General features: G+C 70.5%; 9 protein-coding genes. All 9 read left to right on the forward strand.

Going from position 1 to position 12,980, the window contains the following annotated elements; all coding sequences use genetic code 11:
- Nucleotides 1-48 precede the first annotated feature (48 nt).
- The 9 genes from ACWCRB_RS45435 to ACWCRB_RS45475 all read left to right on the forward strand — a co-directional run bounded on the left by ACWCRB_RS45435 (nt 49) and on the right by ACWCRB_RS45475 (nt 12,820).
- Nucleotides 49-597 (forward strand): PH domain-containing protein, encoded by a 549-nt coding sequence (locus ACWCRB_RS45435; RefSeq protein ID WP_451001683.1) that lies wholly within the window; start codon nt 49-51, stop codon nt 595-597.
- A 5-nt stretch (nt 598-602) separates the two neighbouring features.
- Nucleotides 603-2,261 (forward strand): hypothetical protein, encoded by a 1,659-nt coding sequence (locus tag ACWCRB_RS45440; protein WP_451001675.1) that lies wholly within the window; start codon nt 603-605, stop codon nt 2,259-2,261.
- Between the two features lie 271 nt (nt 2,262-2,532).
- A complete protein-coding gene (locus ACWCRB_RS45445) occupies nt 2,533-2,946 on the forward strand; it encodes a hypothetical protein (RefSeq protein ID WP_451001676.1) in 414 nt (137 codons plus the stop codon).
- Nucleotides 2,947-3,064: 118 nt separating this feature from the next.
- Complete coding sequence (gene pstC / locus ACWCRB_RS45450; RefSeq protein WP_451001677.1) at nt 3,065-4,102, forward strand: phosphate ABC transporter permease subunit PstC; 1,038 nt, start codon at nt 3,065-3,067, stop codon at nt 4,100-4,102.
- A gap of 230 nt (nt 4,103-4,332) precedes the next feature.
- Complete coding sequence (pstA, locus tag ACWCRB_RS45455; protein ID WP_451001678.1) at nt 4,333-5,619, forward strand: phosphate ABC transporter permease PstA; 1,287 nt, start codon at nt 4,333-4,335, stop codon at nt 5,617-5,619.
- A complete protein-coding gene (gene pstS, locus ACWCRB_RS45460; RefSeq protein WP_451001679.1) occupies nt 5,616-7,340 on the forward strand; it encodes a phosphate ABC transporter substrate-binding protein PstS in 1,725 nt (574 codons plus the stop codon). Before pstA ends, pstS begins: the two co-directional genes overlap by 4 nt.
- Nucleotides 7,340-9,859 (forward strand): hypothetical protein, encoded by a 2,520-nt coding sequence (locus tag ACWCRB_RS45465; RefSeq protein ID WP_451001680.1) that lies wholly within the window; start codon nt 7,340-7,342, stop codon nt 9,857-9,859. Before pstS ends, ACWCRB_RS45465 begins: the two co-directional genes overlap by 1 nt.
- Before the next feature lie 211 nt (nt 9,860-10,070).
- Entirely contained in the window at nt 10,071-10,994 is a 924-nt protein-coding gene (locus tag ACWCRB_RS45470) for a substrate-binding domain-containing protein (RefSeq protein WP_451001681.1), read from the forward strand.
- A gap of 119 nt (nt 10,995-11,113) precedes the next feature.
- On the forward strand, nt 11,114-12,820 hold the full coding sequence (locus ACWCRB_RS45475) for a hypothetical protein (RefSeq protein ID WP_451001682.1): 1,707 nt from the start codon (nt 11,114-11,116) through the stop codon (nt 12,818-12,820).
- Nucleotides 12,821-12,980: the final 160 nt, after the last annotated feature.

Below are 12,980 nucleotides of genomic sequence, written 5' to 3' on the forward strand. Positions count from 1 at the left end.
GTGATCGCCGACTGGCCCGGCGGCACGCGCTTCCGGGGGACGCCACGGCTGACCGTCGATCCGACGTGCCGGGACGCGCCGCCCGACGGACAGGTCGGGCACGGGCGGACCCCGTGGCTCGCGCTCGCCGCGCTGCTCTGCGCCGTACCGCTCGTGATCGCCTTCACCCTGCGCCCCGGCGTGTTCGCCAACGACCACCGGCTGCGCGTGCGCAACCCCTTCCGGGTCATCGTGCTCCCCTGGGGCCAGGTCGCCGGGTTCCGGTCCAGCTTCTCGAACGAGGTCGTCGTCGAGTCCGGCGCCAAGTACCAGCTCTGGGCCGTACCGGTCTCGCTGCGCGCCCGCAAGCGCGCCAACCGGGCCACGATGCGTGAGGCTCGAGAAGCAGGTGGGGGCCGACCCGGGCTGTCCATCGTGCCGCCGGGGCCCACCCGGGCCCAGACCGACCAGATCATGGACGACCTGGAGCAGTTGCGGGAGGCCCGGGAGAAGGCCGCCACCTCCCAGGGCGAGGTGACCGTGAAGTGGGCGTACGAGATCATGGCGCCCGCCGCCGCGGGCGCCGTACTGCTGGCGATCCTGCTCGCGGTCGGCTGAGCCGCGTGACCTTCCCCGACGAGCCGCTGCGGCTGCCCCTCACCGCCATACCCGACGGCTGCCAGGACTGGACCACCGTCCGCGCTGCCCGCTGGTCCGCCGCCCTGCCCCCGCGCTGGACCTTCCTGCGGGTGCGCCGCTCGGTCGCGGCCGGCCTCGCCACCCTCGTGCTGTGCGTGGGCGCCCTGGTGGCGATGGCCGGCGGTCTGTGGCCGTTCGTCGCGGCCGGGTTCGCCGTGTACGTGCTGTGGGTGCTCGCCCGGCCCGAGTTGGTGTGGGCCGGCGCGCCCCTGCTGCTGCTCGCCCTCGCCGTCGAGGCCTCCTCGAAGTCCTGGGCGCTGACCGCCTTCGGCGTGCTGGTCGTGCTGGGCTCCTGGGCCGTCGTGGCCGTACGGCTGCGGGCCCGGAGCGAGCAGCTGGATCGGGCCGTGGCTGCCGCCGGGGGCGTCGCCGTGCCCGTGCCGGGCGCCGGGGCTCCCGTACGGCGTGGGCGGGTGCTGTTCGCGCTGGGGTTCGTCGTGCTCGCGCTCGGCGCGCTGACCGGGGGCACCGCCGGACTCTGGGGCTCGACCGAGGACCAGCAGGGCGCCTGGGTCGTCACCGTCTTCCTGGCCGGCCTTGGCATCACCGCGCTGGCCTCGGCCTGGCTCGGCCGACAGCGGGCGGGCGCCCTGCGCGGGGTCCCGGTCCCGGTGCTCCGTGTGCTCGTCCGGGACGACGCGCAGGGCGGTACGGAGGTGTACGCCGCCGACGATCCCGCCGCCGAGCGACCCCTGTTCACCGTCGACCTCGCCTCCTTCGACGAGGACGACGAAGAAGAAGAGGAGGACGGGGAAGAGGACAGCGACGGTGACGACTCCCTTCAGCGTGTGCTTCTCGGGCTCGACGACGACACCTTCGGGCCCGTACGGGAAGCGGTTCTCTACGGTGCTCCCTTCGACGGCGCCGAGGTTCTCGTCGTCAGCGCCGACGAGGATCCCGAGCAGCCGCCGCTGACGGAGTGGTCGGAGGGGCCCGTACGGCCGCTGTCGCCGGACGCGGGTCGCCGACGTGCCGCCCGGCAGCGTGAACAGGCCGCCGACAGTCTCCAACTGGAGCTTCAGGGGCGGGAGTTGGCCGAGCAGCAGGCTGCCGTCAGCAAGGTGCGGCACTGGCGGGCGGGGTGGCTGGACTGGGTGGCCACCGCGTTTCTCGTGCAGTGGGGACTGTGGCTGAGCTGGGCCTGGTTCGGCGACTCCGGGCTCTCGTCGTGGAAGCTGGCGCTCATCCCGCTGCTCGGGCTGTACGGGGCCGTCCGCGTCCCCCAGAAACTTGCCTGGCGTATCACCGCCGACCGGTCCGGCCTCTGGGTCGCCGGGCTGCGCGGGCCCCGCCATGTGCCCTGGGACGACCTCCGGTTCGTACGGCGGCGGTCCCTGGAGCTGAAGATCGACTGGCGGGGCGGCGACTGGACGGTCTCCGCACCCCGCTGGGACCGGCTCCAGCGGCGCTGGGGGCTGACCCATCCGTACGACGCGCTGGCCGCCGAACTCACCGCCATGCGCCTCGACCCCGAGCTGCGGCCGATCGGGGAGAGCGGCGTGGCCGAGCGGGGGCGGGCCGTCTGGCCGGTGGCCGCGGTGCTCGCGGGCGCGTGGGTCGTGGCGCTGGTGGCGTGGAGCTGACCGGGCGTCGTCGCGGCCGGGTGCTTCTCCCGTAAATTCCGTCTCAAATGGCGACTACGGCTGCTGTGGCAACGTTGTCCTGGTAGCCGCAGCGAGCACTTTCCCTGTGGCTGTCCTAGGGGTTTCCTAGGGACCACTTCGAGGTGAACCGTGTCATGGGCCGACAGTTTCCCCTGTCAACTGCCACTGACCGCTCAGTAGATTTGCTGTCGCCGCCCCACATCGCCGTACCTGCGGTTTTCTCTCATCTACGGGCGGCGGGGGTGGGGACATGGAGCGGTCGGGCAGAGCGGGCGCGGCGGGCAGAGCGGGGAGAACCGCCGCCGTCGCGTCGGGCATGAGATGTCAGATCGACATCAACGGGGAGGGCCGGTTCGGCTGGCGGTTAGTCGCGCCCAACGGGCGGGCGGTCGCCGTGTCGGTGACCTTCCAGGACACACACGCGCGCTGTCGCGCCGCCTTCATCAGGCTGTGCGCCTATCACGCGGACACCTCGGGCGGAATCCAGCACAGCGCCGGGGGCGGCGGCTGGGTGTGGGTGCTGTGGGACGGGCAGGGCCGTCATCTCGCCGCCTCCGCGCGGACGTACGAGCGGCACGCGACCTGTCGTTCCTCCTATGAGCGCTTCCGCGGGATGCTGCCCGAACTGAGCACGGTGGGACCGGAGTTGTGGGGCGAATCCTGACGTAAGCGCGAACGGAAGCGGTGCTACCGGGGGTGGTGCGGCGGAAGTTGCCCCCAGGGCACCTCTCGTTAACCCTTCGGGATGCGCATGTCAATCGGGGGCTCGGAACGTCTGGATCGTGCCCTTGCCGAGAAGAACCAGACAGCCGCAGCCCGCGCTCGCCGCGGCGGGCTCGGCCGACGACGTGCCCAGACGGCTGTACGCCGACCCCGGGCTGCCCGACCGTGTGTTCCGTGCCGTCCTGCGCTCCGGTGGCGGGCTCGTGCTCACCGTCATGCTGCTCGTGGGCGGCTTCCTGCTGTACCGGGCGTGGCTGGCGCTGGACAGGGCCGGCTGGTCGTTCCTGACGACCGCCCAATGGGCGCCGGACAGTGGGCGGTTCGGGATCGCGGCGGTGCTGGTCGGGACCGTCCTGATCGCGTCCGTCGCCGTCTGTGTGGCCGTACCGCTCGCCACGGGTGCCGCCCTGTACATCTCCGAATACGCGCCTGCCCGGCTCAGGCAGACACTGATCAGCGTCGTCGACCTGATGGCCGCGGTCCCGTCCGTGGTCTACGGCCTGTGGGGGGTGTTCTTCCTCCAGGACAAGGTCCTGCCCGTCTCCCGCTGGATCTCCGCCTACTTCGGCTGGATCCCGGTCTTCGACGTCCAGGGCGCCGACCCGGACGACCCGTTGGCGTCCGCCAGCGTGTACACCTCCTCGACGTTCATCGCCGGGCTCGTGGTCGGGATGATGATCGCGCCGATCGTCTGCTCGATCATGCGCGAGGTCTTCTCGCAGGCACCGGCCGGTGAGCGCGAGGGGGCGTACGCGCTGGGCGCGACCCGCTGGGGCATGATCCGCAGCGTCGTCCTGCCGTTCGGCAAGGGCGGCATGATCGGCGGCACGATGCTGGGGCTCGGCCGTGCGCTCGGCGAGACCATCGCCGTCCTCATGATCATTTCGCAGACCTTCGACATCCAGTGGCATGTCCTGCAGGCCGGCACCAGTTCCGTCTCCTCGCTGATCGCGCTGCGCTACGGCGAGGCGAGCGAGTTCGGTATGTCCGCGTTGATGGCGGCGGGTTTCGCGCTGTTCATGATGACGCTCGTCGTCAACTTCGCCGCGTCGTCGATCGTCGCTCGGTCGCGTTCGGGCGCGTCGAGTGATGCGTGAGGTTTCGCTGGGGTGCGCCGATGTGCCGTCTGTCTGCTGTCTGCTGTCCGCGGCGCCGTCGTGGCTGGTCGCGCAGTTCCCCGCGCCCCTTTGGGGCGCGGTCGCGCCCAAACGACCCGTCCGCGCCCGGACGTCACAGCCGCGCACGACCTCTTCAGGGCGCGGTCGCGCCCGGGCGGCGCAGCCGTGCAGCCCTTTTCTCCCAGTTCTCTTCAGGAATGAGTTCGATCATGACCGTTGCTCCTGAAGCGCCCGGGGCGCGGCAGGTGTCGAGGCGTTCGCGTACGGTGCTGCCCGGGCCGTCGCGTAGCGCCGATCCGGGCGGTGAACGGCGTCGTGCCCTCACCTCGTTGCGTGACACCGATGTGTACGCCGTGATCGGGGCCGCTTCCGCCGCGCTCTCGCTGACCTGGCTGCTGTTCGTCTGGCTGCTGCCGTTCAACGGTCCGGTCGGGTTCGTCGTGATGGCGTACGGCCTCTTCCTGCTGGTGTACGCGCTGCTCGTCTCCCTCGACGAGGACGGCCCGGCCGTGGTCGACCGGATCGCGGCGGCCATGGTGCGGTCGATGGGGTTCCTGATGGTGGCGATCCTCGTGATCGTCGTCGTGTACGCGCTCGTCCAGGGCCGCACGGCTCTGGTGCACCTGAACTTCTTCACCGAGGACATGACACTGGCGGGCCCGCTGGAGCCGCTCACCATCGGCGGTGCCCTGCACGCGGCGGTCGGCACCCTCATCATGATCACCATCGCGCTGGCGATCACCGTGCCGGTCGGCCTGGTCTGCGCGGTGTTCCTCACCGAGGTGCCGGGCCCCTTCTCGCGCTTCGTCCGCACCATCGTCGAGGCGATGACGGCGTTGCCGTCGATCGTCGCGGGCCTGTTCATCTACGCGACCGTGATCCTGAGCCTCGGCGTGGACCTGGGCGGCTTCGCCGCGGGGCTCGCCCTCTCGGTGATGATGCTGCCGATCATCATCCGCGCCGCCGACGTCGTCATCCGCCTGGTGCCCGGCACCCTGCGCGAGGCGAGCTACGCCATGGGTACGTCCCGCTGGCGCACGGTGTGGCACGTCGTCCTGCCCACCTGCCGCTCCGGCCTGACCACCTCGGTGATCCTCGGCACCGCGCGCGGCATCGGCGAGACCTCGCCGGTGATGCTGACCTCGGGCATGACCCAGGAGCTGAACCTCGATCCGTTCCACGATCCGATGCTGGCCCTCTCGTTCGCGACCTTCGAGTACGTCAAGTCGCCCGAACCCACCATGATCGCCCGCGGGTTCGGTACGGCGTCGCTGCTCATGGCGCTGGTGCTCGTGCTGTTCGTGGCCGCGCGCGTCATAGGCGGCCGCGGACCGGGGCAGTTGACCCGCCGCCAGGAACACCGCCGCGTGATCGCCTCGCGACGTGACGCGCGTCGCTTCGCCGAGCGGGCGGGGCGGACGACGCCGGCCACGGCACAGGCCGCCCCATCCACTCCGCCCGCCACCTTCCGTACGCAACCGGGGAGTTCGTCGTGAAACCCGCCGCTCGTTTCCGTCTGGCGGCCACCGTGCTGTCACTGCTGTGCGCGCTGTCCGCCGTACAGACACCACCGGCCGCAGCGGCCACCTACGCGAAGATCACCGGCGCGGGGTCGACCTGGAGCTCCAACGCCGTCCAGCAGTGGGTCCGCAACGTCAAGGCCAACTACGGCATGACGGTCAACTTCACCGCCAACGGCTCCTCGCAGGGCCGTGAGCAGTTCAAGAACAACACCGTCGACTTCGCGGTCTCCGAGATCCCGTACGGCCTGAAGGAACAGGGCATCACGGACCAGCCGCCGACGCGCGACTACGTCTACATGCCGATCGTGGCCGGCGGTACGGCGTTCATGTACAACCTCAAGATCAACGGCAAGATGGTCACCAACCTGCGGCTGTCCGGCCCGGTCGTCGCGAAGATCTTCACCGGGAAGATCACCCGGTGGAACGACTCCGCGATCCGCGCGGACAACCCGGGCCTGACCCTGCCGGCCCGCCAGATCGTCCCGGTGGTCCGCTCCGACGGCTCCGGCACCAGCGCGCAGTTCACCACCTGGATGTCCAAGCAGTACGGCTCCATCTGGAGCGACTTCTGCGGCCGTACCGGCCGGGGCAGCGGCAACTGCGGGATGACCTCCAACTATCCGCTGCTCAGCGGCTCCGCCATGGTCTCCAAGTCCGGCTCGCTCGGCGTCTCCGGTCATGTGCGCCAGCCGTCCGGCGAAGGCGCCATCACCTACGTCGAGTACTCCTACGCCAAGAACACCGGCTTCCCCGTGGCGAAGGTGCTCAACAAGGACAACTACTACGTCGAGCCGACGGCCGCGAGTGTGGCGGTGGCCCTGACCAAGGCCGAGATCAACCAGAACAAGCAGTCCGTCAACTACCTGACCCAGATCCTCGACAAGGTCTACGCCAACCAGGACTCCCGCACCTACCCGCTGTCCAGCTACAGCTACATGATCATGCCCACGAAGGAGGAGGACGGCTTCACCGCGGCCAAGGGCAACTCCCTTGGCACGTTCAGCCGTTACTTCCTGTGCGACGGCCAGCAGCAGGCCGAGCAGCTGGGCTACTCGCCCCTGCCGAAGAACCTCGTCGAGGCGGGCTTCGAGCAGATCCGCAAGGTGCCGGGCGCGCCGACGGCCTCGATCGACATCACCAAGTGCCGCAACCCCACCTTCTCGGGCGGCGTCAACACCCTGGTCAAGAACGCTCCCTTCCCCAAGGCCTGCGACAAGAAGGGCCCCACGCAGTGCTCCACCGGCACCGCCGGCGCGGCGAACCAGGAGACCCCGGTGAAGCCGGGCGCCACCAGCGGCGGCAGCGGCAGCGCCTCCGGCGGTACGTCGTCGACCGGCGGCTCCGGCACGGGCGGCTCGGGCGGCAGCGGTACGAGTGCCAGTGGCGGCACGACCGGCGGTACGGACGCGGATGGTGACGGTACGCCCGATGCCACGACCGGCGCCGCGGCCGGGGGCACCTCCGGCGGCACGGTCGACCCCGACACCGGCGAGCTGGTCAGCGCCGACGGTACGGGCACCGGCGGCGACACCTCGATCGTCGCCAACCCCGTCAGCCTCGCCTCCGGCGATTCCTTCGGGCTGCGCGGCGCGCTGATGGCGCTGTCGGCCGTCCTGCTCGTCGCGGTGGTCGTCGGACCGCCGCTCACCGCGCGGGCCCTCGCGGCACGCACCCGCCGCAAGGGGGAGTACTGATGAGCCGGCCGACACCGCCGAAGACACGGATGCCGGTCCCGCGACCGGGAGCGGCTCCCGGCCGCCGACGGCTCACGCTGGGCATGGGAGCCCTGCTGGCCGCCCTCGTCCTCGCCCTGCTGCCGCTGCCCGAGGGCGCGGACCAGGCGCGGGCGGCGACCGCCGAGAGCTCGGCGGTGACCAAGAGCGGGGCGCCGGGCCCGTACGACGACTTCTCGGATCTCAAGGTCACCGTGCACCAGACGAAGGGCCTGCGCTGGCAGGGCGTCAAGGTGTCGTGGACGGGCGGGAAGCCCGCGCCCGTGCTGGGCAAGTTCAACTTCCTGCAGATCATGCAGTGCTGGGGCGACGACCCGGACAAGGGGCCGGACCGCAGACAGTGCGAGTTCGGGAACGAGGCCAGGATCCCGCCGGGGACCAGCCGGGACGTCTCGCCCACGACCGACCCCCAGGAGACGGACGACTTCACGACGGACCCGCGCGGGAACACCTTCGTGCCCTTCCGGCCGGTGTCGGGGCCGTCGACCACGTCGAGGCTCGACACCACCTACTTCAGCGCCGGGGACACCAACTCCCTCTCGTGGCTGCCCAATGACGGCAAGGGCGAGGGCGAGGCGGTCTTCGAGATGAAGTCCTCGCTGGAGTCGGAGTACCTGGGCTGCGGGGCGCGCACCACGGCGTCCGGCGCGGTACAGCCCTGCTGGCTGGTCGTGGTGCCCCGGGGCGAGCACGAGCCGGACGGGGTCTCGGACGTCAGCAGACCGACCCTCACCTCGGCGCTCAGCCGGTCCAACTGGAACCAGCGGATCGTCTTCCGCCTCGACTTCGAGCCCGTCACGAACACCTGCGACCCGGACAAGCCGGAGCGCGTGATCATGGGCTCCGAGCTGGCCACCGACGCGACCACGGCATGGCAGGGCGAGCTGTGCAGGACCGGCACCCACCGGTTCACCTACACCCAGTCCGGTGAGGAACTCGCCCGGAACGTCGTGCTGGCACCGAGCGACTCCTCGGCGGGACTCGCCATGACGCTGGATCCCGTCCAGGCACCGGAGGGGGCGGCACCGGTGGTGCACGCACCGGTCGCGGTCAGCGGTCTGACGATCGGGTTCGTCTGGATGTACGAGAAGGGGACCTTCAACTACGCGCCGTTCAAGGAGGTCAGACTCAACCAGAGACTCCTGGCCAAGGCGCTCACCCAGTCCTACGCGAGCACCATGGTCTCCTCGCAGGACGCCGTTCCCGACTACCTCACCGGAAACCCGAGATACATCGGCGGAGACCCGGAATTCCTGAAGCTCAATCCTGCTTTCGACGGGAACGACTTCAATTCTCCGATCGGTCTCGTCATCACCTCGGAGAACACCGACTCGGCCCGCATGATGTGGGAATACATTCTGGCGGACCCGGCCGCGCGGGAGTTCATCAAGGGGGAAAAGGATCCCTGGGGAATGAAGGTCAACCCCGAATACCTCAAGGACGGGGTGATCACGGACTCCCTGGACTACTTCCCGAAGGCGGACCTCACCCCCACGACCGTCGAGTGCAGCGGCGGGGCCGCCGGCCTCACCATGGCCCGTACCGGGCAGGAGGTGGTCCCGTACGCGACGGACATGCACGAGGCGGCGGTGAAGATCCGCCGGGGTGACATCGGCACCGCCTACGAGTGCACCGTCAACCAGAGCATCACGAAGTGGGCGACCGTCGAACGCGCGACCCCGGTGACCCAGCGCCAGATGGGCATCGTGGACAACGCGTCCGCCGTGCGGTACCAGCTGAACGCCGCCGCCCTGCCGAACGCGGACGGGGAGTACGTCAAGCCGACCAACGACTCCCTGCTCAAGGCGGTCGCCGAGATGCCCGACTCGGAGGTGGCCGGCGTCAAGGCGGCCGACCCCGCCAGGATGACGGACGGCGCCTATCCGCTGGCCGCCGTGGTGTACGCGGCGGCCTCACTGGGCCAGGCGAAGGACGCCCGGCAGGACTACGCCAAGGTGATCAGGTACGCGGCCGGCGACGGCCAGACCCAGGGCACCGCGAGCGGCCAACTGCCGTACGGATACGCCCCGTTGCCCGCTGCCATGCGTACGCAGGCCCAGCAGGCCGCCGACCGCCTGGAGAAGGGCGTCGTCGCGTCCACGGAGTCGCCGGGCGCCGGTACGACCGACCCCGACGGCGAGCCGGGCGGAGGCAGCGGCACCGGCACCGGCGGGGGCGACGGCGGCCTCGGCGGCGGTACGGACACCGGCGGCACGACCGGCGGCGACTCGGCCGGGACGGCGGGCGCCGCCGCGCCGGACCCGGACGCGTCGGACACCTCCCGGCCCTCCGTCACCTCGACGGATCCGGCGAAACAGAACGTGGCGCAGTCCGGTGGATTCACCCCCTCGGACATGCTCGGGCTCATCCGCTGGGTGGTCCTCGGAGTGCTGATCGCGGGCGGCGTGGCAGCGCTCGCAGGCCCGGTCATGCTGCGGCTCTCCGTCCGCCGGGGGACGGCGGGGGCGACGGCCCCGTGAATTCCCTTGGTGTCACGTAGGAAACCGATTCGTCATCTGACGAGCGGCTGGAATTGGTGGCCGCCGGTGCGAATTCATGGAATTTTCTTACCTGTCGGCCGACGGGTCGGCTACGGAAAAGAATCCGGATTCTGCTCGACCGTTTATTGCTCGACCGTCATGTGCTCGACCGTCCTTTGCTCGCAATCCGTTTCCACGGAGGAGATCAGAAGTGAACGTCAAGTCTCTCGCATTCGCCGGTGCCGTTGTCGGTGCCGCCGCTCTCGGCCTCAGTGTCATGGCCCCCGTGGCCTCCGCCGACCCGGCCGCCGGCGACTACCGTGTTCTCGCCGGTGTCGGCTCCGACACGACGCAGGACGTTCTCAACGGCCTCGGCGACTCCGTCGACGGCGGCACCCTGATCGCGTCGTACGACGCGACCCCCGCGGGGAACATCAAGACCCGTGCGAACGGCTGCACGATCGCCCGTCCGAACGGCTCCTCGCAGGGCGTCACCGCGCTGAACAACGACATCGACACCAGCGCGGGCTGTCTGGACTTCGCCCGCTCGTCCCGTGGTGTCGTGACGGCCGGCGACGACCTGACCTGGATCCCGTTCGCCTCGGACAAGCTGACGATGGCGGTCCGTGCGGACAGCCCGCTGAACGACGCCGACGGCCTGGACGTCAGCACGGCCCAGCTCAAGGCCATCTACGAGTGCACCCAGACCAGCCTGAACGGTTCCCCCGTGACCCCGCTGCTGCCGCAGAGCGGCTCGGGCACCCGCAGCTTCTTCCTGGCCCAGATCGGCAACCCCACCCTCGGCACCTGCGTCGGCACGATGCAGGAGCACGACGGCCGGGCGCTCACCTCCACCGCGCACATCGCCCCGTACTCCGTGGCGAAGTACGTCAGCCAGACCGGCGGTCTGGTCGAGGACGTGCACGGTGACACCGTCCTGGGCACGATCGACGGCGGCGAGTACAGCCGCACCGTCTACAACGTCGTCGAGACCGACCGGCTGGGCGAGGCCGGCATCGCCGACACCTTCGTGGGCGCCGGCTCCAAGGTCTGCGCGGACACCTTCACGATCGAGCTCTACGGCTTCGGCACCGTCACCAACTGCGGCAGCACCGCCCTCACGGGCGAGAACTGATCGCCGCGCAGCAACCCCGCACAACGGCCGGGCACCCATCGGGTGCCCGGCCCGGCGGCGTATCCGCCCGTACGGACAAGAACAGAAGTGCACCCGAAACCCCGTGGGGGGACCACCACATGAACCACCGACTGGCACAACTCAGATCGCCGGTAGCGCTGTTGACCTGCTGCGCGCTGCTGTGCGCCGCCCTGGCCGGGATGGTCGCCTTCGCGGGCCGGGCCAGCGCCGCCGCCGAGACCATCGGCACCTTCACCCTCAGCCCGGACACGGGATCGATCTCGGCCGATCTCATGGCCACGTCCGCGACGTCGAGCGCCGGCTGCCCGGACCCCGCGTCCGGCCAGACCGCGAACCAGCCCCTCCTGTGGGCGCTCAACCCGGCCAACCTCGCCCAGGGCCTGAAGATCGCCGACGCCACGGCCACGATCCCGACCGGCACGGCTCCTTTCACATCGAGCCTCAAGGCCGCGGCCCCCGTGAAGAGCCTGGAGACGGCGTTGCGGGCCTTCGTGAAGACGGAGTCGCTCGACGGCACGTACACGCTGGGCCTGGCCTGCCGCAGCGGGCTCACCACGTCGGCCCGCTTCCTCGCCAAGATCCGGATCGTCGGCACCACCTGGACCCTGCTCCAGCAGAAGACCACCTCCGTCGCCGTGAGCGCGGCCGACGGCGTGTCCGTGGGCGGCGACCTCAAGCTGAGCGCCACCGTGACGCCCGCCGAGGCGCCCGGCACCGTGGAGTTCAAGGAGGGCGAGACCTCGCTCGGCACGGCGAACGTGACGGGCGGCACCGCCGAGACCACGATCAAGGCACCGGCGGTCGGCGGCCCGCACACGTACACGGCCGTCTTCAAGTCCAGCGACCCCGAGGCCTACAGCGACGGCCAGGGAACCGACCCCGTGAGCATCGGCTACCTCCTCACCGCCAAGGACGCCGACGGCAAGGCCCTCGGCGACAAGCCGACCCTCACCGTCGGACAGACCGTGAAGATCACGGTCAAGGGCTTCACCCCGGGGTCCACGGTCAAGGTCGTGCAGTCCCCGGGCACCGGGGCGACGTTCGCGGACGCCACCGCTGACGCCGACGGGGCGGTCGTCGACTACGCGTACACGGTGCCCGACCGCACCCTCGCCGGTGACACCCAACTGCTCCTCGAAGAGGGCGGCTCCGCCAACAACCGGGCGACCTTCACCTTCGTCAGCGCCGACGCGGAACCCTCCCCCGACCCCACCACCCCCGCCGACATCGAAGTGACCGACGAGGACGGCACAGTCCTCGACGCCAACCCCAACCTCGCCGCTGGCCAGACAGTGAAGATCACCGCCCGCGGCTACACCAAGGATGCCGCGGTCAAGGTCACCCTCGCCGACAGCGAGGAGACCTTCGAGAACGCCGAGGCGAACACCGAAGGGACCGTCGAGGGCTACGAGTTCACCGTCCCGAAGAAGATCGAGGACGGCGACCACGTGCTGACCCTGGCCGAGGACAAGACCGACGGGAAGAGCGTGGAGTTCGCGTTCACCACCGGCGACGTCGCCGGCGAGAGCCCCGAGCCCTCCCCGTCCGACTCGGCCTCGGACGACAACACCGACGGCGGTACGGACAGCGGCGGCACGGACACGGGCGGCACCACCGGCGGTGACACAGGCGGTGACACAGGCGGTACGGGCGGCGGCACAGGCTCCATGGCCTCCACCGGCGCCCAGGTCGGCGCGATCGGCCTGACCGCCCTCGCCCTGCTCTGCGCCGGCTCGGCCCTCGTACTCCACATGCGCCGCAGGGGCCTGCTGACCTTCGGCACGGACACCCCACAACACCACTGACCGACCGGGCGGCTTGGCCGCGGGCATGCGTGTTTCGCCCCCGCCGCCCCTACCCGTCCCATCCCTGGGGGCTGCGCCCCCAGACCCCCCTTGTCCTCAAACGCCGGACGGGCTGAAAGATCCAGCCCCTTGGGGGTCCCCCCTCTGGGGGAGTTTGAGG

The sequence above is a fragment of the Streptomyces sp. NPDC002156 genome (assembly GCF_053593675.1).